Genomic DNA, 25,027 nt, shown 5'->3' with positions numbered 1-25,027 from the left:
GAGACCAAGCCCATGGCAGAGACCGATACCAGAAAAACCATCGTGCTAACCGGCGCCAGCCGCGGCATCGGCCATGCGACGGTGAAACGCTTCTCACGCGAGGGCTGGCGGGTCATCACCTGCTCGCGCCAGGCCTTTGCCGAGGATTGTCCGTGGCCGGCCGGTCCGGAGGACCACATCAAGGTCGATCTCGCCGACCAGGAGGATGTCGGCATCGCGGTGTCGGAAATCCGCCACCGGCTGGAGGCGCATGGCGGGCAATTGCATGCGCTGGTCAACAATGCGGGCATCTCGCCCAAGCTCGGCGATGGCAGGCGCATGAACTCGATCGAGACGCCGATGCATGTCTGGCGCGACGTGTTCCAGGTCAATTTCTTCGCGCCGATCATGCTGGCCAGGGGCCTGTTCAAGGAACTGGCGGCGGCAAAGGGCTCGATCGTCAACGTCACCTCGATCGCCGGCAGCCGGGTGCATCCATTCGCCGGCACGGCCTATGCAACGTCGAAGGCAGCACTCGGCTCGCTGACACGCGAGATGGCGCACGATTTTGGACCGCACGGCATCCGCGTCAACGCGATCGCGCCGGGCGAGATCGACACGGCGATCTTGTCGCCAGGCACCGACAAGATCGTCGAGACGATCCCGATGCGGCGCCTCGGCGCCACCTCGGAAGTGGCCGACATCATCTTCTTCCTGTGCTCGGGCCAGGCGTCCTACGTGACCGGCTCGGAAATCCACATCAATGGCGGCCAGCACGTTTGAGCGCCTGACTTCAGACTAACGATTGCTATTCGGTTATCGTGAGAACAGCCTTGCCGCTGATGCTGCGCTGTCGCAATGCGTCCAGGGCTCGGGCGATTTCTGTCCACGGGACGGTCAAGGCTATACGGGTTTCCAACCGGCCGGCCGCGACCAAGGCGAGCAGCGAGGCAATGTCCGCGCCAATGCCTGAACCGGACGTGTAGTAGGCGAAAGTCTGAAGCCTCGCCCCCTCGTGACCCGGAACGAACTGGCGGAATCCGACAGGGGTGAGTTCGCCGCTGCTCGACCCGAACATGACGATGGTTCCGCCAGGTGCGATGCGTTGGATCGCATCAGCGAGGCTTTTGCCCCCGACTGACTCGGTGATCAGCGAAAACGACCCCTCAGCCAGCTCGATCGACTCGACAATTCGCTCGGCTCCCAGCGCGCGGAGGTCCTCCTCGTGCCGGGAGGCGGCGACTGCGGTCACGAACGCGCCCTGCTGATGGGCGATCTGGATCTGGAAACGACCGACCGCACCGCTTGCACCGGTGATCAGGACCTTTTGGCCGGCCAGATCACCACCATGGCGCAACGTCCTCAGCGCCGTGGTGCCCGCCACCGGGAGCGTCGCTGCGGAGGCGAAGCTGACGGCATCCGGCAGGACGGCGAGACGGTCGGTTGAAACGGCGACACGTTCGGCCCAACCGGCCTCGTCGACCAAAGCCGCAACCCTGGTGCCCACGTCCGGCCCGGAGCCATCGGCTGCAGCGCGTTCGACAATTCCAACGACGTCCTGGCCGGGTATGAAGCCGTTTGGCCGGATGGCGAGCAGTCGCAGTTCGCCCCGATTCAACGAGGTTGCGCGGACCGAGACAAGCGCCTCGTTCGCCAAGGGCCGAGGCTCCTCGACCTCGGAGAGCCTCAGGCCGGTAGCGCAGTCGGGAGACGTCACGAGGGCGAGCATTGGGTCGTATCTCCTGGCTGGTTTGGGAGCGTCAAGGCGATCGACTGTTGCCCGCCACCCACAAACTGGAGCCTATCGACTTCCTTGGCTGAAGAATTTAGCTATCATGGCATCTGATCGCTAAAAGCCATCAATCATGAGACAGCCTCTTCGCTGGCCCTGGCCGGATTTCGATGTCGACGACGTGCTCGCCCCGGCGATTGCGGTGCGCGTCGATGTTACCGAGACGCGGGCCGAGGTGCCCGAGCACTGGCACCGAAAAGGGCAACTCGTCTTCGCCCTCGGTGGCGGCGTCACCTGCCGCGTTCCCAGCGGGTTCTGGATGGTGCCGCCGCATTGCGGGGTGTGGATTCCGAGCCGCATGGAGCACAGCAACGTCGCGACCGCCAATGCCCGGATCTTCTTCGTCTACATCGAGCCGGGCGCTGCCGATCTGCCGGACCGATGCTGCACGCTTTCGATCTCGCCGCTGCTGCGCGAACTGATCATCGAACTGTCGGATTGCGCGCCGGACGAAGCGAGGTGCGGGTTCCTGGGAAGGATTCTGCTGGCCGAACTGCCGCTTATGCCGGTTCAGCAATTGCACCTGCCGATGTCAGCCGAGCCGCGGCTGCGTCGGATCGCCGACGCCTTGGCGGACGACCCTGCCGACCGCAGCACACTGGCGGAATGGGCCAACCGCGTTGCGCTCAGCGAAAGCAGTCTCGCCCGCCTCGTGCTGAAGGAGACAGGGCTGAGCTTCGGGCGCTGGCGCCAGCAACTGCATCTGATCGTCGCGCTGCGGGAACTCTCCGCCGGCGCAAGCGTGCAGCAGGTTTCAGGCGATCTCGGCTACGAATCCGTCACCGCCTTCATCACCATGTTCAAGAAGGCGTTGGGTAAGCCACCAGCGAGATACCTCAGCGACATCGCGCAGAACGGTGGTTCAGCGTTCGTTGCTTGATCCGCTTGGTTTGGGCGCGAACGCGCCTCAAGCAGGCTGAGGCTTGACGTCCAAAGCACGCTCGGTCGATTGAGGGGTGTTATTGTGGGTCACCACCTCGACGATGCCGCGCGCGATCTCGCGTTCGCCCATGATCACGGTGTCGGCGCCGAGCCGTTTCAGATGCTCGACCTCGGCATCGGAGTGGGCGCGCGCAATGATGTTTATCGCGGGATTGGCGGCGCGGGCCCGAAGCACGATCTGACCAGCCTCGAAGGCGTTGGGAATGGCAAGGATCAGCCGTTTCGCAGCTTCGGGATTGGCGGCTGAAAAGACCTCCGCATTGGCGGCGTTGCCGGCGACGGTTTCGACCCCTTCGGCTTCCAGCTTCGCCAGCGTCTTGTCGGCATCCTCGACCACCAGGAAGGGCAGGGCGGCTTCCTTCAGCGCGGCACCGACGAGGCTGCCGACGCGGCCATAGCCGACCAGGATGCAATGGCCGGCGAGCGCCGTCCGTGGAGGCGCGCTGTCCTCATTCTGTGGCACTGCCGCCACCGATGCCAGTTGCCCGGGCTCGGTCGCCGGACCGATCGGCTTCACGTCCTCAGGCGCGGCGGCCTTGCCGGCGCGCGTTTCCAGCCATGGTTTCATCCGGTCGACGATCAAGAACATCAGCGGGTTGAGCAGGATCGACAGGATCGCGCCGGCCAGAACGAGGTCACGGCCCTGCTCGGGCAAGAGCTTCAGCCCGACGCCGAGATCGGCCAGAATGAAGGAGAACTCGCCGATCTGGGCGAGGCTCGCCGAGATCATCAACGCCGTCGCGATCGGATAGCGGAAGGCAATGACGATGACGAAGGCAGCAAGCGACTTGCCGATGACGACGATGGCGAGCGTGGCCAGGATGGGCAGACCGTTGTCGAGCAGGCTGAGAGGGTCGAACAGCATGCCGACCGAGACGAAGAACAGCACGGAAAAGGCGTCGCGCAGCGGCAGTGATTCTTCAGCGGCTCGGTGGCTGAGCTCGGATTCGCTCATGATCATGCCGGCGAAGAAGGCGCCAAGCGCCAGCGACACGCCGAACAGCTTTGCCGCGCCGAAGGCGACGCCGAGCGCGATGGCGAGCACCGACAGCCGGAACAGCTCGCGCGAGCCGGTATGGGCGACATAGTGCAGGATCCATGGGATCACCCTGCGACCGACCACCAGCATGACGACGACGAAGGCGGCGACCTTGGCGAACGTCACGCCGACGACGCCCCATATGCCGTAGCTGGCTGGCAGCGAGAACAGGCTTGAATGGTCGTCGACGGGCGGCTGGCCACCCAGCACACCGGCCAGCGCCGGCAGGAGCACCAGCGCCAGCACCATCGCGAGGTCCTCGACGATCAGCCAGCCGACGGCAATGCGGCCGCGCTCGGTCTCGATCATCCGCCGCTCCTGCATGGCCCGAAGCAGCACGACGGTCGAGGCGACGGATAGCGCAAGGCCGAAGACCAGGCCGGCGCCCAGCGACCAGCCGAGCAACCCCGCGAGGCCGACGCCGAGCAGCGTGGCAAAGCCGATCTGCACGACAGCGCCCGGAATGGCGATCGCGCGAACCGACAGGAGGTCCTTCAGCGAGAAATGCAGGCCGACGCCGAACATCAGAAGGATGACGCCGATCTCGGCAAGCTCGTTGGCGAGGCTGGCGTCGGCGACGAAGCCCGGCGTGTGCGGCCCGACCAGGACACCGGCTACAAGATAGCCGACCAGCGGCGGGATACGGAAACGGTTGGCCAATGCGCCGAAGACGAAGGCAAGCCCCAGACCGGCAACGATGGTGGCGATGAGGGGCGTGTCATGCGGCATCGTCTATTAGGCGGTCTTTCGAGGGCGCAACGCTGAGAAGGCGCCCGCGAGCGCGCGCCTTTCGCAATATGACGGGGAGTGAGGCGATGATGCAACCGCCGCCGCATGGAAATCAGCGCTAGCGGCGCCGGCGCAACACCCGCGTCAGGCGGGCTAATGTTCCGATCTGGTGGTGAGTCCTTCCGCCAGTCGGCTCAAGCTGCCCGAAGCAGGTCCTCGATGTCTGGGATCGTGTGATTGGTCAGGGTCTTGGGGATTTCCGCCTGCACCTTGCCGCTGACTTCCTTGTGCAGCTTCTGCCGCATCTCGCCAAGCACCTGCGGCGGCGCGATCAGCACGATTTCCTCGAACTCGCCCCGATGCGCGAGCTTGTACAGCCGCTCGGCAATATCGTCGGCAAAACGCTCCTTGCCGAGACGATGCCAATCGGTGTCTTCAACCGCGCTGCGGTGAACGGTGGGGCCATCACTGTAGCGGCCCGGCCTGTCGGTGCCTTGCTCTCGGGTAGCGGGGTTCTCCTGCTCCATTTCCTGCACCACCTCCAGGTTCGGAAATTTGGCATCACCCTCGTTGCGGAGGAAAAGCGCCTTCTCGCCGTCGGCGACGATAACCCAAAGACCGTGTTTCAGCTTGATGCTCATGGGGCTTCCTCCTGTTGCCGGGTGTGCCAATCGAGCCTTGAACAGGGCTCAAGGCATGGGATGGGTCGTTAGCCAAACGTGTCGCCAAGCGTGATTGTTCCAGACGAACAGACGACCAGATCGCCTGCTCCAACCGGCAGCAGCATGGCGCCCAGCGGGGCACCGTTTTTAATCCACTAAGCTAGTAGAATTTGAGAAAACTATTTTGCCGCTTGCGCGGGCCGAGCGCTAAAAATTGCGATCTATCGAGGTGGCTGTCTCGATTGGCCGACCGCTCGCAGTGTCGAAATAGAAATTTTTTCTCTTGCCTTTCGCGGTTGCGAAAAAGCGATTGCCTGCTCCGAAGGCGCGCGCGAGTGGGTGCCTTCTGGTTTTTGGCGGGCTCGCATAAAACTGCCAGACTGTTATCGTATTGCTCATCGCCATGTCGCAAGCCAACGCCAAGCTCAACGCCTTCCCCGTCTTCGTGCGGGTCGACGGCGAAGCCGTGGCCATCGTGGGCAATGGCGGGGAGGCGCTTGCCAAGGCTCGTCTGCTTGCGCAGTCGAGCGCGGTGCTGCGCATCATCGCCGACAATGCGGATGCGGATCTGCTTGGCTTTATCTCGTCCAATGGCGCCATCCATGTCGAGGCCGCCTATGATGCCGCGCATCTGGAAGGCGCGGCCTTGGTGTTTGCCGCCAGCGGCGACGAGGAACTTGACCGTCGTGTCGCCGAGGACGCGCGCCGGTTGGGCATTCCGGTCAATGCGGTAGACCGGCCGGAATTCTGCGATTTCTTCACGCCTGCGCTGGTCAATCGCGCGCCGGTCGCTATCGCCATCGGCACCGAGGGCGCCGGACCGGTTCTGGCGCAGATGCTGCGCGTGCAAATCGATCGCATGCTGTCACCGTCGCTCGGTCGGCTGGCAGCCTTGGCAGCTTCGTTCCGCGCAGCGGCCGAGAGGCTGCCGAAGGGCAATCGCCGTCGTCGCTTCTGGGCCGATTTCTTCGCCGGTGCCCCGGCCAAGGCCGTCGAAGCCGGAGAACTTGTCGAAGCGCATGACGCGGCGCTCGATCTTCTGGTTTCCGACGCGCCGGCCAAAGGCCACATCGCGCTGGTCGGCGCCGGTCCGGGCGCCGAGGACCTTCTGACGCTGCGCGCCCACCGCCTGCTGATGGAAGCCGATGCGATCGTGTTTGACGCGCTGGTGCCCGAGGCGATCGTGGGGATGGGACGCCGCGATGCCGAGCGCCTGCCGGTCGGCAAGCGCAAGGGCTGCCATTCCAAGAGCCAGGCAGAAATCAACGCGCTGCTCATCGAACTCGGCCGCGCTGGCAAGCGCGTGGTGCGGCTGAAGTCCGGCGATCCGCTGGTGTTCGGCCGGGCCGGCGAGGAAATGGCCGCACTCCGCGAGGCTGGCGTCGCCTACGAGGTGGTTCCGGGCGTCACCGCCGCCTTTGCCGCGGCTGCGGATTTCGAGCTGCCGCTGACGCTGCGCGGCGTGACGTCGTCAATGGTGTTCACCACCGGGCACGACCTCAAGGGCAACTCGTTGCCCGACTGGGCAAAGCTCGCCATCTCCGGTGCCACCGTCGCCGTCTACATGGGCCGCTCGGTGGCGGCCGAAGTCGCCGGCCGGCTGATCGAAGCCGGGCTGTCGCCGGACACGGCTGTTGCCGTCGTCGAGAACGCCAGCCTCGGCAACCGCCGACGTTTCCACGGCACGCTGGCCGATCTGCCGTCCCTGGAAGCGCGCGCCGACCTCACCGGCCCGGTCATGACGATCATTGGCGACGCCGTTGCCGGCGCCAATTTCGAACGATCCGAGCCGCTCGCGGCGCGCAAGCATGATGATTTCGGGCATCAAGATGCGGCCGGCGTTACGGCCGAAGGAGTTGAGCAATGAAGGTTCTGACCGCGAACAGGCTCTCCGACGGCATCGCCGTCTGGTACGCCGATGGCGGCTGGGCGGAGAGCGTCGGCCACGCCGATCTCGCCCATGACAAGGCGGCGGAAGACCGGCTGGAGGCGATCGGGGCCGCGGCTTCCGCCAACAATGAGGTGGTCGACGTCAACCTGATCGACGTCGCCGTGGTCGACGGCTTGGTCGAGCCGGTGCGGCTGCGCGAGAAGATCCGCGCCGCAGGCCCGACCATTCGCACCGATCTCGGCAAGCAGGCCGCTCCGGCTGTGGCCCGGGTGGCTTAGGCATCAAGAAGACAGCGGGCGGACGCGCCCTGAAAGACGAAGAATGTACCGTTACGACGAGTTCGACCACGATTTCGTTCAGGCCCGCGTCGCCGAGTTCAGCGACCAGGTCCAGCGCCGGCTGTCCGGCGAGATCACCGAGGACCAGTTCCGGCCGCTGCGGCTGATGAACGGCGTCTATCTGCAGCTGCACGCCTATATGCTGCGCATCGCAGTGCCCTACGGCACGCTGAACAGCCGGCAGTTGCGCATGCTCGGCCATATCGCCCGCAAATACGACAAGGGCTACGGCCACTTCACCACGCGCCAGAACATCCAGTTCAATTGGCCGGCGCTGTCGGACATTCCCGCGATCCTCGCCGATCTGGCCAGCGTGGAGATGCATGCCATCCAAACCAGCGGCAACTGCATCCGCAACGTCACCGCAGACCATTTCGCCGGCGCTGCGGCCGACGAGGTCGCCGATCCGCGCCCCTATGCGGAAATCCTGCGGCAATGGTCGTCGGTGCATCCGGAATTCTCCTTCCTGCCGCGCAAGTTCAAGATCGCCGTGACCGGGGCCGAGCGCGACCGGGCCGCCATCCAGACCCATGACATCGGCTTGCATTTGAAGAAGAACGCTGCCGGCGAGCTCGGCTTCGCGGTCTATGTCGGCGGCGGCCAGGGCCGCACGCCGATGGTGGCGAGAAAAATCCGTGACTTCCTGCCGGAAGCCGACCTCTTGTCCTACTGCACGGCGATCCTGCGCGTGTACAATCTCTATGGCCGTCGCGACAACAAGTACAAGGCGCGCATCAAGATCCTCGTTCACGAGACCGGCGTCGAGGAGATCACTCGCCAGGTCGAGGCCGAATGGCTGGCACTGAAGGACGACGAGCTGAAGCTGCCGGAAGCCGACATCCAGGCGATCAACGCCTATTTCGCGCCGCCGGCGCTGCCCGACCGGTCGGAAGGCGATGCGGCGGCAAAGCAGGCGCGGCTGGATTCCAAGAGCTTCTCCGAATGGCTCGACCAGAATGTCGTCACCCATCGCCATCCCGACTATGCGGCGGTGACCATCTCGCTCAAGGGCATCGGCGAGGTGCCCGGCGACGCGACCGACAGCCAGATGGAAGCGGTTGCCGACATCGCCGAGAAGTATGCTTTCGACGAGCTGCGCGTCAGCCACGAGCAGAACCTGATCCTGCCGCATGTGGCGCGCGCCGACCTCAAGGCCGTCTATGACGCGTTGGTCGAGATCGGCCTGGCGACGGCCAACTCCAACCTGATCAGCGATATCATCTCCTGCCCGGGCCTCGATTACTGCGCGCTGGCGACGGCGCGCTCCATTCCGGTCGCGCAGGAAATTTCGCTGCGCTTCGCCTCGCTGGAGCGCCAGCGCGAGATCGGCGAACTGAAGCTGAAGATTTCCGGCTGCATCAACGCCTGCGGCCACCACCATGTCGGCCACATCGGCATTCTCGGCGTCGAGAAAAAGGGCTCCGAGCTCTATCAGGTGACCCTCGGCGGCTCGGCCGACGAGAACACCTCCGTCGGCGAGATCATCGGCCGCGGCTTCTCCTCGGATGAGATCACCGATGCCATCGAGCAGATCGTCGATACCTATCTCGGCCTTCGGCTCAGTCCCAGTGAACGTTTTATCGACGCCTACCGCAGAGTCGGTCCCGCGCCGTTCAAGGAGGCGCTCTATGCTGGCGAAACCAAGGCCGCTTGACCGGACCGGCGCCGTGGAGGCCGGCGTTGCCGCGGAGGCGGCAGGGCTTGATGCTCTCCATGGCCACCTGAAGCCGATCGAGATCATAGAACGATCGGCGCGCGAGTTCCGCGGCGCAATCGCCGCCGTCTCGTCCTTCGGCGCCGACTCGGCCGTCCTGCTGCACATGATTTCCGAGATCGACCGTTCGCTGCCGGTGATCTTCCTCGACACCGGCAAGCATTTCGAGGAGACGCTCGGCTATCGCGATGCGCTGGTCGCCGATTTCGGCCTGACCGACATCAGGGTGATCAAGCCGGAGGAGGCCGCCATCGAGCGCGTCGATCCAACGGGCAGGCTGCATGAGACCGACACCGATTCCTGCTGCAACGTACGCAAGGTCGAGCCGCTGGCGCGCGGTGTCGAGCCATTCCGCGCCTGGTTCACCGGGCGCAAGCGCTTCCAGGCCTCGACGCGGGCAGCACTCCCGGCTTTCGAGGCGGTCGGGTCGCGCATCCGCATCAACCCGCTAGCGCATTGGACGACCGCCGATCAGGCCGACTACATGCGCGCGCATGCGCTGCGCGAGAATCCGCTGGTTGCCTACGGCTATCTGTCGATCGGTTGCTTCCCGTGCACGCAGCCGGTGCAGCCGGGCGAGGATGCGCGCAGCGGCCGCTGGGCCGGTCACGCCAAGACCGAGTGCGGTATTCACCTGTCGGGGCTGGAGAAGTCGCTGACCGACGCATCACTTTAAGGATGTACCGCTCTCCAGGTGAAGGCCGGCCAAACGGTAGCCTCCGGCCTTCGTCGGCCGAAGCACCTGATGAGTGGCGTGGCAGTTGAATTTAGGCTACGGCCGGCGTAGGCGGGTGCTAACGCACTTCAAGCACGCTCCGGGTTCTCGCCAGCCACCATTTTCGACTCGGCCTGACCTGAATAGCGACATATCCTTGGGATCTTTAGGGCTTTGGGAATTTTGATGACTGGATCGATGGCAGCGGAAACCCGCCTCTGGACCCCGGAGGGTTTTCGCGAAGATGAGTGGACCCATGCGGAAAGCGCGGAGGCGCTTGCCGGCAATGGCCGCTTCATCCTGCCGCTGCAGGCTTTTCTTGGCTTGGACCCGGAGGTTCGCAAGTCGGCCAGGGAACGCATTGGCGTGCTGCTGCAGCCCGGCGATGAACTCGAGAAGATAACCGGCCTGCTCGATCAGTTGTCGCTGGTGGCGCTGGCCTTTCCGGCGTTCAATGACGGCCGCTCCTTCTCCAAGGGCGAATTGCTGCGCAGCCGGCATCACTTCGAGGGCGCGGTCCGCGCCACCGGCCAGGTGCTGGTCGACCAATTGCCGCATATGCTGCGGCTCGGTTTCGACGAGTTCGAAGTCTCCAATCCGGTGCTCCTGAAGCGGCTGGAGGAAGGGCGCATCGGCGGGCTGCCGGTCTACTATCAGCCGGCCGTGGAGCGGGAGGCCAAGGGGCCGAAATATTCCTGGCGGCGCAAGCGCAGCGGCTGACCCTCCAGCATATCAGAGCCCGCGCCGATACGATCTACCACCCTGCAGGCACCTGCAAGATGGGGATCGACGACGGTGGTCGACCCCGGTCTCAGGATTCACGGTCTGGAAGGCTTGCGGCGTGGTGGATGCTTCGGCGGCAACACCCACGCGACCACGATCACCGAGAAAGCGGCGGACATGATCCGGGCGGCAGCCTGAGCTTCTCTTGCCGCTTGGTCGGACCAGACGCTTCCATTTTCGCGTGGGCATGGCGAGTTCCTGATCTCGGCGGCGTGGTCTAAACCATCTGGTCAGACCACTTGTGCGATTCGTGCTTCCCCTTTCGGCTTCCTGCCCTTAGGATAGGTCGAATATTTCGCACCTCGAAATAAATAACCAGCACAGGGAGGAAAAAGCATGGCCGGCAAGAGGATATTGATGCTCGTTGGCGAGTTCAGCGAGGAATATGAAATTTTCGTCTTTGAGCAGGCCATGCACGCGGTGGGCCACACCGTCCATGTCGTGTGCCCTGACAAAAAGGCCGGTGATGTGCTGAAGACCTCGCTGCATGACTTCGAAGGTCATCAGACCTATACCGAAAAGCTCGGCCACGACTACATACTCAACAAGACCTTCGCCGAGGTGAACCCGGCCGACTACGACGCCGTTTACGCGGCAGGCGGCCGCGGGCCGGAATATATCCGCATCGACAAGCGGGTTCAGGCGCTGGTCAGGCACTTTCACGAGACAGGCAAGCCGATCTTCACCATCTGCCATGGCGTGCAGATTCTGATCGCAGTCGACGGCGTGGTGCGCGGCAGGGAAGTCGCGGCGCTGCATTATTGCGAGCCGGAGGTGACGCTTGCCGGTGGCATCTATATCGACGTTGCGCCGACCGGCGCCCATGTCGACGGCAATCTGGTCTCGGCCAAGGGCTGGCCCGGTCTCGCCGCCTTCATGCGCGAATGCCTGAAGGTGCTGGGCACCGAGATCCAGCATGGCGAGAAACTGATGCGCGACGAGCGTAAGGCCGCCTGAAGCGTTCTGCCGGGACCCTCAGCGGGGTTGGAGGCAAGGCAAGGTGCCAATGGCGGCGCGCAGTTATTGGCGTTGCCCGCCGCGAGCGCTCCTTGCCTCGATCTTGTCCAGGCGATCGAGCAGGTCGCTGAACTGCCTCGGCGTGTCCTTCTCAAGCCGAAATGGAGGCAGCGTACGCAGGAAGCGCTTGGTCGCCTCGCTCCCCAACTGCCGCCTTATGTCGGCGGCGAGCCCGGCTCGCCTGTCACCGTTCTTGCCGGTCATGGTCCAAAATCCTGTGTCGGCTTCGAAACTCCTGCAGCCCGGCAATGGTTCCCGCACCAAGTCGTGATCGCAAGCAGAGCCGGGCATCACGGTAAAATTTGAATTAATATCGAAGCGCCCCAGACCTATGCGCGAGGCGGCTTGCCCCTTGATTTTTGGCCCTCAAACCTCGATATCGGGCGCAAATCCAGACCAATCCGAATGATGGGAAACGCGATGAGCGACCAGGCAAAAGACGAACGCGCGCCCGAGGACATCGAAGCCGCCCAGGCTTCCGGCGAACGTGCGGAAGGCGGCGTCGACGGCGACTACGAAGCGCTTGTGCGGCTGCTGAAGGAAAACGAGGAGTTGAAGGACCGTGCGCTGCGCGTCGCGGCCGAAATGGAGAATCTGCGCCGCCGGACCGCGCGCGACGTGCACGATGCGCGCACCTATGCGGTGGCCAATTTCGCCCGCGACATGCTGTCGGTCTCGGACAATCTGCGCCGCGCCCTGGACGCCATTCCGGCCGAGACGAAGGCAGGCGGCGATGCCGGCTTCAAGGCCCTGATCGAGGGCGTCGATCTCACCGAGCGCGCCATGCTGTCGGCGCTGGAACGCCATGGCGTGAAGAAGCTCGCGCCTGAAGGCGAGAAGTTCGACCCCAACTTCCACCAGGCTATGTTCGAGGTGCCCAACCCCGACGTCCCGGCCGGAACGGTGGTCCAGGTGGTGCAGCCCGGATACTCGATCGGCGAGCGCGTGCTGAGGCCCGCGATGGTTGGTGTTTCCAAAGGGGGTCCGAAGGCGGCGGCCGAGGCACCGGTCGAGCCGGGGCCGGTGAACGAGCAGGCCGAGAAGGATGCGTAGTTAGGGAATAAGGCAGTAGGCAGTAGGGGATAAGGGGTCGTATCAATCGCTCGGCTTCGTGTTATTCATACTCCACCCCATTGCCTTACTCCCTACTGCCTATGCCCTTGAATCCCATCGACCTCCTCGATTATGCCGGCGTCGCGGTGTTTGCGGCGACGGGCGCGCTTGCCGCCTCGCGCAAGCAGCTCGACATAATCGGCTTCCTGTTCCTGGCGAGCGTCACCGGCATAGGCGGCGGCACGCTGCGCGACGTCATCCTCAACCTGCCGGTGTTCTGGGTCGGCAATCGCGACTATGTGCTGATCTGCGCCGTGGTGGCGGTGTTCGTCTTCTTCAGCGCCCATCTGGTCGAGTCCCGCTACAAGCTCCTGCTCTGGCTCGACGCCATCGGGCTCGCCGCCTATGCGGTGATGGGAGCGGCAAAAGGCCTGGCGATCACCGGCTCGCCCGTCGTCTCGGTCATCACCGGCGTGCTTACCGCGACGTTCGGCGGCATAGCGCGCGACCTGCTCGCCGGCGAGCCTTCGGTGCTGCTCCGGCCCGAAATCTATGTGACGGCGGCCCTTGCCGGCGCGGCGCTCTTCACGCTGTGTGACCTTGCCGGCCTGCCGACGCTGCCATCCAGCCTGCTCGGCTTCGCGGCGGCTTTCGTGGTCCGCGGCGGCGCGCTCAAATTCGGCTGGTCGTTTCCGGCTTATAAGAGCCGGCCGGGCCGGCGGCCGGAAGATATTCCCTGAGTGGTGGTGAATAGTGAATAGTGAATAGTGAATAGTGAGGTATTGAATACCATTCACCATTCACCATTCACCTGCAATCACGCAGCGAAGCGCTGCCCTTCACCGCCATAATAGTTGACGTAACGGGCGCCGATCTCCTTGACCGGCATGACCACGAAGATGTCGACGGTCGAGAATTCTTGGTCGATGACGCAGCCGTCGCCGATGCGGGCGCCGACGCGCAGATAACCCTTGACCAGCGGCGGCATGGCGGCGATCGCCGCCTTGGCATTGACCGCCTCGATCGGCATCAGGTCCATCGAACAGTAGCGGCCTGCCACCGCCCGGACATCCCAGGCGGAGTCTGTGCGGCAGTGATGGGCAAGGTAGGTGAGCGCTTCGGCATGGGCAGCGGGTACGGTGCCGTGGAAGGAGGCGCAGCCTGTCATGACGCCAATGCCATAGTGCTTGATATAGGCCCAGATCCCTTGCCAGAGCGCCTCGATGGTGCGCTTGGAGCGGTATTCCGGGAGGACACAGGAGCGGCCGAGCTCGAGGAAGCGCTGGCCTGGATGACGCGCGATCAGCTTGGTCAGCTCGAACTCGCCTTCGGAGTAGAACCCCCCCGCAGCCGTCGCGATCTCCTGCCGCAGCAAGCGATAGGTGCCGACGATGCGGCGATGCTCGGGCCCGGGAAGCGACGTGTCCACAACCAGGAGGTGGTCACAGAGCGGGTCGAAGCGGTCGGCGTCGCGCCGGTTCTGCGCCTGGAACAAGTCCATCCTGGCGCCCAGTTCGTCATAGAACACCCGGTAGCGGACTTCCTGGGCAGCGGCGATTTCGGCTGCGTTGCGGGCGAGCCGCACTTCGAGGTTGCCAATGCGGCCCAGCGGTGCCCCAGTTGCGACGGCATCGGCGGTCCGGGCGGTGAGCAGGGCACCGTTGGTGTTCGGCCGAGTGTCACATTCCGGCATGACTGTGTGCACGAGTGATTCTCCTTCGAGCCATCCCTCTTGGCACGGGGATACGGTGTAGGTGCAACAGGATTGTGACAGTACCGTGATACGGCGATCCGGGCAATACTTCGCCGGCTGGCGAATACGCTCAACCGGCTATCTTGAAGTCCCGAAAGCCAAGCAATCCAAGGTTTTCGGGGCCCGAAAATTTCGTCACGCCGCAACCTGGCCCTCGACGGCCTGGACGAGCGCGTCGGGATCGAGCGGCTTGGTGACGAAGCCGCTGGCGCCGTGCGCGAGCACGGCGTGGCGGGTCTTTTCCTGACTGTCGGCTGAAAGCACCATGATGGGGATCGGCGGCACGGCCGTCGCTTCCTCGTGGCGGCGGATGGCGGCAATCGCGTCCAGTCCGTCCATCACCGGCATGTGCAGGTCCATCAGCACCACGTCGAAACGATGCTTGAGCCCGGCATCGGTGACGGCCTCGACGGCCGCCTTGCCGTTGCCGACGATCTTGACGCGATGCCCCGCCTTGAGAAGCGTGGCTCGGGCCAGCATGGCATTGATGTCGTTGTCTTCGGCAATGAGCACCGACAGCCCCTGATCGCGCCTGCGCGCCGCAGAGGCGCCGCGCGGCTGCGGTTGCGGCTCGGCAAGAACGGGCACATGGCTGGTCAAGAGCATGCGCAGCAGCGTCTCGCCTCGGACCGGCCTGGCCAGGAAGGTGGAGTAGCCGTTGGCGCGGAGCTCCCCGAGCAACCCGCGGTCGGTGGGTGCGATCAGCGTGACGGCTTCGCAAGCGGCAAAGCCGCTCTGGCGCAGCTGCCTGAGCAGGCGCCCATCGCTGTTCTCGATCGTCGCATCGACCAGCAGCACGTTGCAATCGGCGGCGAAGGACGCGGCCCGCGCTGGCGTCGCGGCAATGTTCACCATGCCGCCGTGGGCGCGAATTGTGCGAGCGATGGCATCGGCCTCGACGGCATTCTTGGATACGATCACTGCATGCCAGCCGGAGAGTATGTTCTGTCTGTTCTGCGGCGGCTCGGTTGCGGCAGTCGCGGGCAGCTCGAAAATGAATTCCGACCCCTCGCCGAGCCGGCTCGACACCGAAATCGAGCCGCCCATGGCGCTGACGAGACGCTTGGATATGGCGAGCCCGAGGCCGGCGCCGCCATGCACCCTGGTCGAGGTGCCGTCGGACTGCTCGAACTCCTCGAAGATGCGCTCCATGTCCTCCTCGCGCAGGCCGGGGCCGGTATCGGAGACGGTGAAGCAGATGCGGTCCGTCGTTTCGGTGCGGGCACGCGCCACGGTGAGCAGCACGCCGCCGGCATCGGTGAACTTGACGGCATTGCCGATCAGGTTGAGCAAGACCTGACGCACCCTGCCCGGATCGGCGGTGATCATCTGCGGCACGTCGGGTTCGACATAGCATCCCAGCCCGATGTTCTTGGCAAAGGCCTTCGCCGCGAGCAGCTCGATGATGTTGTCGGCGATCTCGCGCAGCGAGGTCGGTTGAGGCTCCGGGTCGAAGCGGCCGGCCTCGATCTTGGAATAATCGAGCAGGTCCTCGATCAGGGCAAGCAGCGCGCTCGCCGAGGTGGAGACGGCACCGACATAGGTGCGCTGCTCGGGCGACAGATCGGTGTCGGCAAGCAGCTTCGCCATGCCCATGATGCCGTTCATCGGGGTGCGGATCTCGTGGCTGACGGTGGCGAGGAAGCGCGACTTGGCCTGGCTGGCATATTCGGCGCGTTCGCGGGCGGTGATCAGCGACGATTCCGCCCGCTTGCGGGCGGTGATGTCGCGGGCGATCGCCCGGTGCGACACGGCGCCCGTGTCCTTGTCGCGCACCGAAAGCTCGATCCAGGAGAACCAGCGCGGCCCGTTCGGCGTGCGGATCGCGACGTCGGTTGAACTAAGACATTCATGGTCAGAAAACGCCGCGTCGGGCACGATGCCGACATCGATGCCGAGGTCGGACAAGGTCTTTCCGGCGAGATCGCGCTGATCAACGTTGACGAGCGAGGCGAAGACCTTGTTGGCGTAGACGACATGACCGTCGCGGTCGCGGTGAACAACGAGGTCGCCGAGCGCGTCGATGAGGCCGCGAAAACGTTCCTCGCTCTCCTGCATCTCCCACATGCGGTCGGCGAGCGTCTCGATCTCAGCGCGGCTGCGGGCCGCGGTCTCGTCGAGCAGCGCCGCTGTACGGCGCTCCATGCGCCGGTTGCGCAAATGCATGGCGAGGCCGGCAAGTCCAGTCGCCAGCAGGCCGAGGGTGATGAAGAACGGCGCTCCCGTCAAATGGACCAGACCGGCCAGCACGGCGATGGCCACGACAATCAGGAAGGGCAGGCCTTCGCGGTTGCCCGCCGGCAGTTCGGGTGCCAGCGGGGGCGCGACGACAAGCTGCCGCTTCGGCGCTTCGGCGCCGCCCAGCCTGTCGATACCCGTGGCGTTGCTGCCCTGCCTGGTGCCGGAGTCCGCGATCATGCGGACCACCTTGCCAGCCAGAGATTATGGAAGGTTGCGGCGGACCGTTCGAATTTTAGCAATCACGCGGATTTTGGAACCAGATCCGGCTGAACACAGCCGGTGGTTACATGTCCACCACCACGCGACCCCTGATCTTCCCGTCCAGGATGTCGTGCGCGGCGCCGATGATACCGTCGAAGCCGATCGTCCGCGACAGGGCAGACAGTTTCTTGAGGTCGAGATCGTTGCCGATGCGGCGCCAGGCCTCGAGGCGGACCGCCTTCGGCGCCATGACGGAATCGATGCCGAGCAATGACACCCCGCGCAGGATGAAAGGGGCCACGCTCCCCGGCAGGTCCATGCCGCCGGCCAGTCCGCAAGCGGCGATCGCGCCGCCATAGGACGTCATGGAAAGCGCGTTGGCCAGGGTGTGGCTGCCAACCGAGTCGATGCCGCCGGCCCAGCGTTCCTTGGCAAGGGGCTTTGCCGGCTGGCCGAGCTCGTCACGCGAGATCACCTCGGCCGCGCCGAGGTCCATCAGATAAGAGCTCTCGGCACTGCGTCCGGTGGAAGCGATCACATGGTAGCCGAGAGTCGACAGGATGGAGATCGCGACCGAGCCGACGCCGCCGGCGGCGCCTGTCACCACGACCGGTCCGCGGTCCGGCACGATGCCGTGCCGCTCGAGCGCCATGACCGCGAGCATCGCGGTGTAGCCGGCCGTGCCGACGGCCATCGCATCGTGCGGACTGATGCCATCGGGAAGCGGCACCAGCCAGTCGCCCTTGATCCGGGCGCGCCCGGCATAGGCGCCGAAATGCGTCTCGCCGACGCCCCAGCCGTTGAGGATCACCTTGTTCCCCTTGCGCCAGTCGGCGTGCGAAGAGGCAATGACGGTGCCGGCGAAGTCGATGCCCGGCACCAGCGGCCAGCGGCGCACGACCGGGGCCTTGCCGGTGATGGCGAGCCCATCCTTGTAGTTGACCGTCGTCGCCTCGACGGCGACCGTGACATCGCCCTCCATCAGTTCGGCTTCGGTCATATCGACGATTTCGACCGACTGCTTTTTCTCGGCGTCGCGCGAGACGAGGATGGCTTTGAAGGTGTCGGGCACTTTTGTCTCCTCGGTTCTGGCAATTGGATCGACTTTGCGGCGGTGGCCGCATGAGGTCAATTGCCCGGGTCCTGGGGCCTGGCCTCGCGCCGCCAGCCGATCAGCTCGTCCAGGACGACCAGCGCCGCGCCCACCGAAATGAAGGCGTCGGCCAGGTTGAACACCGCGAAGGACCAGACGGGCGTGTGGAACAGGATGTAGTCGATGACATGGCCGTAGATGGCGCGATCGATCAGGTTGCCCAGCGCGCCACCGACGATCAGGGCAAAGCCGATGCGGGAAACGATGTGGCCGGCGGGCGTCCGCGCGGCGAGATAGAGCACGAAGGCGACGACCAATGCGGCGATGATCACCAGGCCGGTGTCGCCGAAGGAGGGGAACATCGAGAAGGCAATGCCGATATTGTAGGTGCGGAACAGCGCCAGGAACGGCAGAAGATCCACCTTGTCCTCGAAGGCAAGGCCGTTCTCGACCAGCTGCTTGACCCACTGATCGAGCGCGATTGCCGCGATCACCAGCAGCGCATAGGGAGACCAGGATTTCACGATTTAGCCGTCCTTATCACTCGAGTTTCAAGGCGCCGCGACGGATCTCGAACAGCATGACCCCGGTGGCCACTGCCAGGTTGAGCGAATCGGCGCGGCCGGCCTGAGGGATCCTGAGCAGCCTGTCGCAGCTTTCGGCAAGCGCGTCCGGCAGGCCCTGCTGCTCGTTGCCCATCAAGAGCAATGTAGGACCTCGGGAAAAATCGACCGAACGGTAGTCCACCGCGCCCTTCAGATGCGTGCCCGCGACCAGGCCAGGAAAATCGCGCCGCCAGGCGAGAAAAGCGTCCTGCGTCGCCTTGGCGACAGGCACGGCAAAGACCGAGCCCATGGTGGCTCGCACCGTCTCCAGTGAAAAAGGATCGGTGGTGTCGCCGACCAGGATCACGCCCCTGGCGCCGACGGCATCGACCGTACGGATAACGGTGCCGAGGTTGCCGGGATCGCGAACGCGGTCGAGCGCGACCCATACGTCGCCATCTTTGGCGCGGATCTCCTTCAGCGGCATGAACTGCTGTGCGAAGACCCCGACCACCATCTGCGGGTTGTCGCGGCGAGTGATCGCCGCCAGCACCTTTTCCGAGACTTCGAGCACGGTGCCGCCGGCGGCGACCGTGCGTGCGGCAACCTTTTCTATCGCGGCATTGCCGCGCCCTGCCTTGGCGAAGACCAGCGTCCTGATCGACCAGCCGAGATCAAGCGCGTCGATGACCAGTTTCAAGCCCTCGGCCAGGAAAGCGTTCTGCTGGTCGCGGAATTTCTTCAGCGCCAGAGCCTTGATGTCCTTGACCAGCGGGTTGGCGAGGCTGGTCACTTCCTTCACCTGCCCTGGTGCCCCTGCATGACGTTCGTGCATCAGGCCACCCAGCGCGAGAACAGCGAGGTCGACAGCGCGCGGCCGGCGGACTTCTCGCGGATGATCAGCTCACCGGATTCGACCGTGCCGCCCATCCCGGCGAAGGTATCGCGCATCAAGGCATGGATGGCGAAGAAGGAGGCGCGGATCGAATAGGCGGTCAGCACCACGGCGAGCGGCTTCGGCGTCAGGATCGAGCGGCAGAGGTCGGTCAATCCCGGCAGGTCCTCGAACAACTGCCAGACCTCGCCCTTGGGGCCGCGGCCATAGGCTGGCGGGTCGAAGAGAACGATATCGTAGCGGCTGCCGCGGCGCTCCTCGCGCTCGGCGAACTTCACCGCGTCCTCGATAATCCAGCGGATCGGCTTGTTGCCGAGGCCGGCCATCTCCTGGTTCTCGCGCGCCCAGCCGATCGCCTTCTTCGAGGCATCGACATGGGTGACCTCGGCGCCGGCGCGCGCAGCCACCAGCGAGGCGAGGCCGGTATAGCCAAAGAGGTTCAGCACCTTGACCGGCCGTTTCGCGGCGGCGATCAGCCCGGCCATGTGGTCCCAATGCGAGGCCTGCTCGGGAAATACTCCGACATGACGGAAGGAGGTGAAGCGGCCGAGATAATCGATGCCATCATGCTTCATCGGCCAGGTCTCGCCGAGCGGCGTTTTCGGAAAACGCCAGCGGCCGATGCCTTCCTCGTCGGTATCGCCGGTGAAGATGGCGTCGGCACGCTGCCATTCCTTGGCGGAAAGCGCGGGCTGCCAGATCGCCTGGCCTTCCGGGCGCACGATGCGGTAGGGGCCGTATTGTTCCAGTTTCTCGCCGGCGCCGCTGTCCAGCAGCGCATAGTCGGCATTGGGAGCGACCTCGAGTATCAGCGGCAGGCGCTCGGCCGGCAGCACGCCCTCGCGGCGCGCGAGCACTCGCGGCGAGGGCTCTGCCTCAAGCCGATCAGCCAATCTTGTCGCGGGGCGCTCGCCAGTCTTGGGCTGTTTCCGTGCCGGCGCGATGGACTCGCGCCGGTCCGGCGGCTCCGTCCTGGCGGGGCGGCTGTCGCGGCGTTTGTCGCGAAAGGATTTCAAGAACGGGCATCTCCGGCGGTCCGGCCCGCTTCTGCCACAGCTCAACCTGTCGGCGCAACAAACCATGCGACATGGCTGGAAGCTTTCATCCGTGCCGCATCGTGAGCAGGCCGAGACAAAGCGAAACGAACCCGACGGCCTTCGCCGCCGTGACAACCATATGTCCGGTTTCCCAGCGCAGCCGGATGGCTTCGAAATTGTCGGGGATCGGGCCAGGCGCCCAGGTCGCAAGAACGTCGTTGGCGGGCTTCACAAGCATGAACCAGAGGGCCAGCGAGAGCGCATAGAGGAGGGTGGCGGCAATCACCAGCCAAAATGCGCGAGGCTCATCGCGCAGCATCCAGGCCAGCAGGGCCGGACAGGCGATCGCGGCCATATCGAGCGGCGCACCGACGAGCAGAAAGAGCTGGAACTGCGCATTGAAGACTGTCGTTTCCCGCCAGAGTTCCGGCGACCATCTCGTCAACCGGGGCAGCGATTCCAGGACATGGGCAAAGGATGGCCCCAGACTGAGAGCTGCAACCGTGGCTGTAAGCACCGACCAGAAGAACAGAAATCCGCGCATCTCCATCGTGGGCACAACCGCGCTCGGCGGCAGGTGTTCCAATATTAGCAAATAGCTTGTCGCACTAACCACCGCAGTCCTATCGTCCGGCCATTCCGGATGGAAAAGATGTCCCGCTCCCAACGCCTGCTCGACCTGGTCCAGATCCTGCGCCGCCACCGCCGGCCGGTGAGCGGCCGCATGCTTGCCGGCGAGATGGAAATCTCGATCCGCACGGTTTATCGCGAATCGCGACGCTGCAGGGGCAGGGAGCGCCGATCGAAGGCGAGGCGGGGCTAGGCTACGTGCTGAAGCCCGGCTTCATGCTGCCGCCGCTGATGTTCACGGACGAGGAGATCGAGGCCATCGTGCTTGGCTCGCGCTGGGTCGCCAGGCAGCCGGACAAGCGGCTTGCGGCTGCGGCGACCGACGCGCTGGCCAAGATCGCGGCCGTGCTGCCCGACGATCTGCGTGACAATCTCGACGCCACGACGCTGCTGGTCGGCCCGCCCGCTGGAGGCGCCGAGGCCATCGATCTTGGCGTCGTGCGCGAGGCGATCCGCAGAGAGCGCAAACTCGGCTTTCGCTATCGTGACGCCGGCGGCGCGGCGTCGCAGCGCATGGTCTGGCCGTTCGCGCTCGGATTCTTCGACAAGGTGCGGGTGATGGCTGCGTGGTGCGAGACGCGCCAGGACTTCCGGCATTTCCGCGCCGACCGTATGTCCAATCTGACAGCCACCGACATCCGCTATCCGCGCCGCCGCCAGGCAATGCTCAAGGAATGGCGGAGGACGATCGACAAACCGGATAACAAAGTTTAGCCGGGTCGCGAGGCCTGAACGCCTCTGCTCGTTGATCGCTGCTGCCAGAATCTGACAGCATCGTATTCTAAGGTCACCAAGGTCGAAACACCCCTTGGAGATCACACATGAATACGCCCAACTTCGTCATCCTCTATGTCGACAGCCCCGAGCGGAGCGGTGCGTTTTACGCCTCGCTGCTCGGACGCGCGCCGGTCGAGGCCTCGCCGACCTTCGTGATGTTCGTGCTCGACAAGGGTTTCAAGCTTGGGCTCTGGTCGCGCCACGCCGTGGAGCCGGCGGCGGCTGCCGCAGGCGGAGGCGGTGAACTCGTGCTTGCAGTCGAGAATGCGGATGCTGTCGATGCCATGCATGCCGATTGGACCGGGCGCGGCCTGAAGATGCTGCAGGCGCCGGTGGATCTGGATTTCGGCCGCACATTCGTCGCGCTCGATCCCGACGGGCATCGGCTGCGGGTGTACTGGCCGTTCGAGTAGGGGAGTAGGGGAGTAGGCATTGAGTTTCCTTACTCCCCTACTCCCTTAGCTTTGAGCGCCTTGTAGACGGCGATGCCGGCGGCGAGGTCTTCGAGCGCCGCCCCGACCGACTTGAACAGCGTGATCTCGCCGTCGCTCTGCCGGCCCTGTTTCTCGCCGCGCGCCAATTCATGCAGGTCGGCGATGATCGCCTCAGGCTTCAGGACACCGGAAACCAAGGGCTGGACGATGTCGCCGGCTTCCTTGGTGGCGCCGGCGCGGGTGTCGACATAAACGCGGGCGCGCGAAATGGCGTCGTCATCGCTTTCGCGCATGGTCGGCGTGAAACCGCCCACCAAGTCGACATGGGTGCCCGGCTTCAGCAGCGCGCCCTTGATCAGGGGCTCGCTGGTGATGGTGGCCGACGAGACGATATCGGCTTCGCCAAGCTCGTCGGCGAGGTCGCCGCCAGCGCTTGCGGCAAGCCCCTCGGCGCGCAGGGCGGCCGCCACCTTCTCGGCATTGGCCGGCGTGCGGTTCCAGATCCGGATGGAACTGATCGGTCGCACCGCCGAATGCGCCTTGGCGAGAAAGGGCGACAACGCTCCGGCGCCGACCACCAGCAGCCTGGAAGCATCCTTGCGGGCAAGATAGGAGGCGGCGAGCGCCGAGGCGCAGGCGGTGCGCCATTGCGTCAGCCGCTGGCCGTCGATCAGCGCCTCCGGCTCGCCGGTGACGCCGTCGAGCAGAAGATAGAGCCCCATCACGGCCGGCTTGGCGATGGCGTTGTTGTCCGGCGACACGGTGACGATCTTGACGCCGATGTGGCCGCCAGCCGAGGTGCCGGCGGCGTTGAGGTCGGTCCAGGCCGGCATCAGCAGCAGCGTCGAAGCGGCGCCGTCGGGCCGCTCGACCGTGTGATGGTGGCGAACGGGCTGCACGGCGCCCTCGCGGAAAGCTGCGCGCAGCGTCTCGACCAGGCCTGGAAAGGTCAGAGCCTGATCAACCTCGGCGGCCGAAATGGTCAGCATGGGAGGCTCCGTGGCAGCGAGATGCCGTTCAATTCGTCGGCTTCGGCAAGGCGGGACCGCTCGGCGGCGCCGCGGGCGCGCGACTCACCGCCTGGCGCAGGTTCTCGGCCTCGATACCGCGCTGGCGCGCCAGCTTGCGATAGCGGCCCTGCTTCACCCAGGTCGCCATGCTGCCGACAATCATGCCGGCGGCAAGCGCCAGGAACAGGAAGATGAAGAGCGGCAGCGTCAGCGTGAGAGCGGGATTGCCGGGGTTGAACGGATCAAGCGTGAAGGCGACCGGACCGCGATTGGCGACGGCGAGCGCGATCAGAATGACGGCTAGCGGCACGAAGACCACGACGAGCATGAAGCGATTGAACATCTGGTTTCCCATGGAAAGGCGGGCACTGCCGAAGTGGCCTCGTTCGACCCCGGCCGGCGGCGCGCCTATTTGCCGCCGTTCAGCCTTTCACGCAACTCTTTGCCGGTCTTGAAGAACGGTACCCACTTCTCCTCCACCTCGACGGACTCGCCGGTACGCGGGTTGCGGCCGGTGCGGGCGGGGCGGTTTTTCACCGAAAAGGCACCGAAGCCACGCAATTCCACCCGGTTGCCTTCGGCAAGCGCGTCGGTGATCTCGTCGAAGATCGCGCCGACGATGTTTTCGACGTCGCGCAGGAAAAGGTGCGGGTTGCGCGCGGCAATGATCTGCACAAGTTCGGATTTGATCATAAGTACGTTCCCCGTAAACCACTGCGGTCAATTATCAGGATGATTTTATTTGCTTTTTTCACTCATCCCAACGGGCGTCAAGGGTGCCAGACCGAAACGAGACCGTCAAGAAACATGCGGTCGGCACCAAGCTCGTGGATGAGGTCGCCACCGGCATCCGGGAGGCCGAGCGCGCGGGCCATGGTCTTGGCCATGGATTCGGAGAACAGGAAACTGCCGCGCCTGTCCTTGTCCTTCCACTCGATGACCTTCAGCTTGGCATCGACGCCCTTGCTGGCCAGCCAGTTGACGGCTTCGGTCTCACCGCCGACCGCGTCGACCAGATGGTTGGCGAGCGCCTGGCGCCCGGTGAAGATCGAGCCGTCGGCAAGCGCCAGCGCCTGCTCGCGCGTCATCTTGCGGCGTTCGGCGACGATGCCGACGAACCAGTCATAGCTGTCGAGGATGAGCTTGCGCACCATGGCGCGCTCCTCGTCATTGGTCGGCTTGAAAGGCGAAGGCGAAGCCTTGAGCGGCGAGGATTTCACCTCCTCGAGCTTGATGCCGAGCTTGTCCATCAGGCCGCTGACATCGGGATACTGGATCAGCACGCCGATCGAGCCGACAATGGAGGTCTTGCGGGCAACGATGTGGTCGGCGGCGCTGGCAATCATATAGCCGGCGGATGCCGCGAGCGTCCCGACCTCAGCCACGACCGGCTTTTCGCCGGCAAGCTTGCGCACTTCCTCATAGATCGATTCGCCGCCGACCGTGGTGCCGCCGGGCGAATCGATCGACAGGATGACGCCTTTCACCGTCGAGGACTGACGAATGGCCTCCAGCCTTTTGATCAGTTCATCGTCTTCCGTGATGGTGCCTTCGATCTTGACCCTGGCGATGTGATTGACCGCCTGGCCGGCGAACTCGTCATCGTAGACCCATGCCGAAAAGGCGATCAGCGCAGCCGCCAGGACGACAAACGCGGCCACGCGCCAAAACGTCAGCTTGCGGCGCAAGCGGCGGCGGTCGATCAGGTCGTCGGCTCTCATTGCCATCATCAGCCTCACAATGGGTGGGAAAGGACG

The 25,027-nt window shown here is 64.7% G+C and carries 26 protein-coding genes and 2 pseudogenes; 13 read left to right on the top strand and 15 right to left on the bottom strand.

The window, feature by feature from the left end; translation table 11 throughout:
- Positions 1-12: 12 nt before the first annotated feature.
- Positions 13-762 (top strand): SDR family oxidoreductase, encoded by a 750-nt coding sequence (locus EN818_RS05225; protein WP_095804356.1) that lies wholly within the window; start codon positions 13-15, stop codon positions 760-762.
- 25 nt (positions 763-787) lie between these two features.
- On the opposite strand, the gene EN818_RS05220 is transcribed toward EN818_RS05225, so the two are convergent.
- Positions 788-1,708, bottom strand: a complete 921-nt coding sequence (locus EN818_RS05220) for a zinc-binding dehydrogenase (RefSeq protein ID WP_095804355.1) — start codon at positions 1,706-1,708, stop codon at positions 788-790.
- A gap of 136 nt (positions 1,709-1,844) precedes the next feature.
- On the opposite strand from EN818_RS05220, the gene EN818_RS05215 reads away from it, so the two are divergent.
- Positions 1,845-2,651 (top strand): helix-turn-helix transcriptional regulator, encoded by an 807-nt coding sequence (locus EN818_RS05215; protein WP_095804354.1) that lies wholly within the window; start codon positions 1,845-1,847, stop codon positions 2,649-2,651.
- Between the two features lie 27 nt (positions 2,652-2,678).
- Here EN818_RS05215 and EN818_RS05210 read toward each other — a convergent pair whose 3' ends face one another.
- Positions 2,679-4,481, bottom strand: a complete 1,803-nt coding sequence (locus EN818_RS05210; RefSeq protein WP_095804353.1) for a cation:proton antiporter — start codon at positions 4,479-4,481, stop codon at positions 2,679-2,681.
- Between the two features lie 194 nt (positions 4,482-4,675).
- Entirely contained in the window at positions 4,676-5,122 is a 447-nt protein-coding gene (locus tag EN818_RS05205; RefSeq protein ID WP_095804352.1) for a host attachment family protein, read from the bottom strand.
- 424 nt (positions 5,123-5,546) lie between these two features.
- On the opposite strand from EN818_RS05205, the gene cysG reads away from it, so the two are divergent.
- The 7 genes and pseudogenes from cysG (at position 5,547) to EN818_RS05170 (ending at position 11,541) form a co-directional block, all read left to right on the top strand.
- The gene (gene cysG / locus EN818_RS05200; protein ID WP_095804350.1) at positions 5,547-7,010 is read left to right on the top strand and encodes a siroheme synthase CysG; all 1,464 of its coding nucleotides are present in this window, start codon (positions 5,547-5,549) and stop codon (positions 7,008-7,010) included.
- On the top strand, positions 7,007-7,312 hold the full coding sequence (locus tag EN818_RS05195) for a DUF2849 domain-containing protein (RefSeq protein ID WP_095804349.1): 306 nt from the start codon (positions 7,007-7,009) through the stop codon (positions 7,310-7,312). Before cysG ends, EN818_RS05195 begins: the two co-directional genes overlap by 4 nt.
- 43 nt (positions 7,313-7,355) lie before the next feature.
- Positions 7,356-9,026 carry a nitrite/sulfite reductase gene (locus EN818_RS05190; RefSeq protein ID WP_095804348.1) on the top strand — a complete coding sequence of 557 codons (1,671 nt, stop codon included), beginning with the start codon at positions 7,356-7,358 and terminating at the stop codon, positions 9,024-9,026.
- Entirely contained in the window at positions 9,001-9,762 is a 762-nt protein-coding gene (locus EN818_RS05185; RefSeq protein ID WP_095804347.1) for a phosphoadenylyl-sulfate reductase, read from the top strand. Before EN818_RS05190 ends, EN818_RS05185 begins: the two co-directional genes overlap by 26 nt.
- Before the next feature lie 225 nt (positions 9,763-9,987).
- The gene (locus tag EN818_RS05180) at positions 9,988-10,521 is read left to right on the top strand and encodes a DUF934 domain-containing protein (RefSeq protein WP_095804346.1); all 534 of its coding nucleotides are present in this window, start codon (positions 9,988-9,990) and stop codon (positions 10,519-10,521) included.
- A gap of 8 nt (positions 10,522-10,529) precedes the next feature.
- Positions 10,530-10,722, top strand: a pseudogene (locus tag EN818_RS33505) (GMC oxidoreductase); the annotation flags it as partial.
- 198 nt (positions 10,723-10,920) lie between these two features.
- Entirely contained in the window at positions 10,921-11,541 is a 621-nt protein-coding gene (locus EN818_RS05170) for a DJ-1/PfpI family protein (RefSeq protein WP_095804345.1), read from the top strand.
- Between the two features lie 63 nt (positions 11,542-11,604).
- On the opposite strand, the gene EN818_RS05165 is transcribed toward EN818_RS05170, so the two are convergent.
- Positions 11,605-11,805, bottom strand: coding sequence for a hypothetical protein (locus EN818_RS05165; protein WP_095804344.1), 201 nt, complete (start codon positions 11,803-11,805; stop codon positions 11,605-11,607).
- A 216-nt stretch (positions 11,806-12,021) separates the two neighbouring features.
- On the opposite strand from EN818_RS05165, the gene grpE reads away from it, so the two are divergent.
- Positions 12,022-12,654, top strand: coding sequence for a nucleotide exchange factor GrpE (grpE, locus tag EN818_RS05160; protein ID WP_095804907.1), 633 nt, complete (start codon positions 12,022-12,024; stop codon positions 12,652-12,654).
- Positions 12,655-12,761: 107 nt separating this feature from the next.
- Positions 12,762-13,394 (top strand): trimeric intracellular cation channel family protein, encoded by a 633-nt coding sequence (locus EN818_RS05155; protein WP_095804906.1) that lies wholly within the window; start codon positions 12,762-12,764, stop codon positions 13,392-13,394.
- A 77-nt stretch (positions 13,395-13,471) separates the two neighbouring features.
- Here EN818_RS05155 and EN818_RS05150 read toward each other — a convergent pair whose 3' ends face one another.
- From EN818_RS05150 to EN818_RS05120, 7 genes are all read right to left on the bottom strand, one after another.
- Positions 13,472-14,359 (bottom strand): GNAT family N-acetyltransferase, encoded by an 888-nt coding sequence (locus EN818_RS05150; protein WP_095804343.1) that lies wholly within the window; start codon positions 14,357-14,359, stop codon positions 13,472-13,474.
- A gap of 183 nt (positions 14,360-14,542) precedes the next feature.
- A complete protein-coding gene (locus EN818_RS05145; protein WP_095804342.1) occupies positions 14,543-16,825 on the bottom strand; it encodes a PAS domain-containing hybrid sensor histidine kinase/response regulator in 2,283 nt (760 codons plus the stop codon).
- A gap of 106 nt (positions 16,826-16,931) precedes the next feature.
- Positions 16,932-17,921 (bottom strand): MDR family oxidoreductase, encoded by a 990-nt coding sequence (locus EN818_RS05140; protein WP_095804341.1) that lies wholly within the window; start codon positions 17,919-17,921, stop codon positions 16,932-16,934.
- Positions 17,922-17,977: 56 nt separating this feature from the next.
- The gene (gene lspA / locus EN818_RS05135) at positions 17,978-18,466 is read right to left on the bottom strand and encodes a signal peptidase II (RefSeq protein WP_095804340.1); all 489 of its coding nucleotides are present in this window, start codon (positions 18,464-18,466) and stop codon (positions 17,978-17,980) included.
- Between the two features lie 16 nt (positions 18,467-18,482).
- A complete protein-coding gene (locus EN818_RS05130; protein ID WP_095804339.1) occupies positions 18,483-19,322 on the bottom strand; it encodes an RNA methyltransferase in 840 nt (279 codons plus the stop codon).
- Positions 19,322-20,398: a class I SAM-dependent rRNA methyltransferase gene (locus tag EN818_RS05125; RefSeq protein ID WP_135904107.1), complete on the bottom strand. Its 1,077-nt coding sequence runs from the start codon at positions 20,396-20,398 to the stop codon at positions 19,322-19,324. The genes EN818_RS05130 and EN818_RS05125 overlap by 1 nt, the downstream gene beginning before the upstream one ends.
- 85 nt (positions 20,399-20,483) lie before the next feature.
- Positions 20,484-20,969, bottom strand: a complete 486-nt coding sequence (locus tag EN818_RS05120; RefSeq protein WP_095804337.1) for a DUF1772 domain-containing protein — start codon at positions 20,967-20,969, stop codon at positions 20,484-20,486.
- 102 nt (positions 20,970-21,071) lie between these two features.
- Here EN818_RS05120 and EN818_RS05115 point away from each other — a divergent pair.
- Both EN818_RS05115 and EN818_RS05110 read left to right on the top strand, forming a co-directional pair.
- Positions 21,072-21,763: pseudogene (locus EN818_RS05115) on the top strand (YafY family protein).
- Positions 21,764-21,870: 107 nt separating this feature from the next.
- Positions 21,871-22,239 (top strand): VOC family protein, encoded by a 369-nt coding sequence (locus tag EN818_RS05110; RefSeq protein ID WP_095804336.1) that lies wholly within the window; start codon positions 21,871-21,873, stop codon positions 22,237-22,239.
- A 29-nt stretch (positions 22,240-22,268) separates the two neighbouring features.
- Here EN818_RS05110 and EN818_RS05105 read toward each other — a convergent pair whose 3' ends face one another.
- From EN818_RS05105 to sppA, 4 genes are all read right to left on the bottom strand, one after another.
- Positions 22,269-23,249, bottom strand: a complete 981-nt coding sequence (locus EN818_RS05105) for an ornithine cyclodeaminase family protein (protein WP_095804335.1) — start codon at positions 23,247-23,249, stop codon at positions 22,269-22,271.
- Positions 23,250-23,277: 28 nt separating this feature from the next.
- Positions 23,278-23,613: a DUF1049 domain-containing protein gene (locus tag EN818_RS05100; RefSeq protein ID WP_095804905.1), complete on the bottom strand. Its 336-nt coding sequence runs from the start codon at positions 23,611-23,613 to the stop codon at positions 23,278-23,280.
- A gap of 65 nt (positions 23,614-23,678) precedes the next feature.
- A complete protein-coding gene (locus EN818_RS05095; protein ID WP_027165368.1) occupies positions 23,679-23,963 on the bottom strand; it encodes an integration host factor subunit beta in 285 nt (94 codons plus the stop codon).
- A 77-nt stretch (positions 23,964-24,040) separates the two neighbouring features.
- A complete protein-coding gene (sppA, locus tag EN818_RS05090) occupies positions 24,041-24,997 on the bottom strand; it encodes a signal peptide peptidase SppA (protein WP_095804904.1) in 957 nt (318 codons plus the stop codon).
- Positions 24,998-25,027 lie beyond the last annotated feature (30 nt).

This window comes from Mesorhizobium sp. M3A.F.Ca.ET.175.01.1.1 (assembly GCF_004791945.1).
In the GTDB taxonomy this organism is placed as follows: Bacteria; Pseudomonadota; Alphaproteobacteria; order Rhizobiales; family Rhizobiaceae; genus Mesorhizobium.
Note: the sequence above shows the minus strand (reverse complement) of the source record. Positions and strands in the feature narration are given on the sequence as shown.

What these genes read in the sequence shown, in the direction of transcription:
- EN818_RS05225 (WP_095804356.1), top strand. Translation starts at nt 13, where the DNA reads ATGGCAGAGACCGATACCAGAAAAACCATCGTGCTAACCGGCGCCAGC.
- EN818_RS05220 (WP_095804355.1), bottom strand. Translation starts at nt 1,708, where the DNA reads ATGCTCGCCCTCGTGACGTCTCCCGACTGCGCTACCGGCCTGAGGCTC.
- EN818_RS05215 (WP_095804354.1), top strand. Translation starts at nt 1,845, where the DNA reads ATGAGACAGCCTCTTCGCTGGCCCTGGCCGGATTTCGATGTCGACGAC.
- EN818_RS05210 (WP_095804353.1), bottom strand. Translation starts at nt 4,481, where the DNA reads ATGCCGCATGACACGCCCCTCATCGCCACCATCGTTGCCGGTCTGGGG.
- EN818_RS05205 (WP_095804352.1), bottom strand. Translation starts at nt 5,122, where the DNA reads ATGAGCATCAAGCTGAAACACGGTCTTTGGGTTATCGTCGCCGACGGC.
- cysG (WP_095804350.1), top strand. Translation starts at nt 5,547, where the DNA reads ATGTCGCAAGCCAACGCCAAGCTCAACGCCTTCCCCGTCTTCGTGCGG.
- EN818_RS05195 (WP_095804349.1), top strand. Translation starts at nt 7,007, where the DNA reads ATGAAGGTTCTGACCGCGAACAGGCTCTCCGACGGCATCGCCGTCTGG.
- EN818_RS05190 (WP_095804348.1), top strand. Translation starts at nt 7,356, where the DNA reads ATGTACCGTTACGACGAGTTCGACCACGATTTCGTTCAGGCCCGCGTC.
- EN818_RS05185 (WP_095804347.1), top strand. Translation starts at nt 9,001, where the DNA reads ATGCTGGCGAAACCAAGGCCGCTTGACCGGACCGGCGCCGTGGAGGCC.
- EN818_RS05180 (WP_095804346.1), top strand. Translation starts at nt 9,988, where the DNA reads ATGACTGGATCGATGGCAGCGGAAACCCGCCTCTGGACCCCGGAGGGT.
- EN818_RS05170 (WP_095804345.1), top strand. Translation starts at nt 10,921, where the DNA reads ATGGCCGGCAAGAGGATATTGATGCTCGTTGGCGAGTTCAGCGAGGAA.
- EN818_RS05165 (WP_095804344.1), bottom strand. Translation starts at nt 11,805, where the DNA reads ATGACCGGCAAGAACGGTGACAGGCGAGCCGGGCTCGCCGCCGACATA.
- grpE (WP_095804907.1), top strand. Translation starts at nt 12,022, where the DNA reads ATGAGCGACCAGGCAAAAGACGAACGCGCGCCCGAGGACATCGAAGCC.
- EN818_RS05145 (WP_095804342.1), bottom strand. Translation starts at nt 16,825, where the DNA reads ATGATCGCGGACTCCGGCACCAGGCAGGGCAGCAACGCCACGGGTATC.
- EN818_RS05130 (WP_095804339.1), bottom strand. Translation starts at nt 19,322, where the DNA reads ATGCACGAACGTCATGCAGGGGCACCAGGGCAGGTGAAGGAAGTGACC.
- EN818_RS05120 (WP_095804337.1), bottom strand. Translation starts at nt 20,969, where the DNA reads ATGGAGATGCGCGGATTTCTGTTCTTCTGGTCGGTGCTTACAGCCACG.
- EN818_RS05110 (WP_095804336.1), top strand. Translation starts at nt 21,871, where the DNA reads ATGAATACGCCCAACTTCGTCATCCTCTATGTCGACAGCCCCGAGCGG.
- EN818_RS05105 (WP_095804335.1), bottom strand. Translation starts at nt 23,249, where the DNA reads ATGCTGACCATTTCGGCCGCCGAGGTTGATCAGGCTCTGACCTTTCCA.
- EN818_RS05100 (WP_095804905.1), bottom strand. Translation starts at nt 23,613, where the DNA reads ATGTTCAATCGCTTCATGCTCGTCGTGGTCTTCGTGCCGCTAGCCGTC.
- EN818_RS05095 (WP_027165368.1), bottom strand. Translation starts at nt 23,963, where the DNA reads ATGATCAAATCCGAACTTGTGCAGATCATTGCCGCGCGCAACCCGCAC.
- sppA (WP_095804904.1), bottom strand. Translation starts at nt 24,997, where the DNA reads ATGGCAATGAGAGCCGACGACCTGATCGACCGCCGCCGCTTGCGCCGC.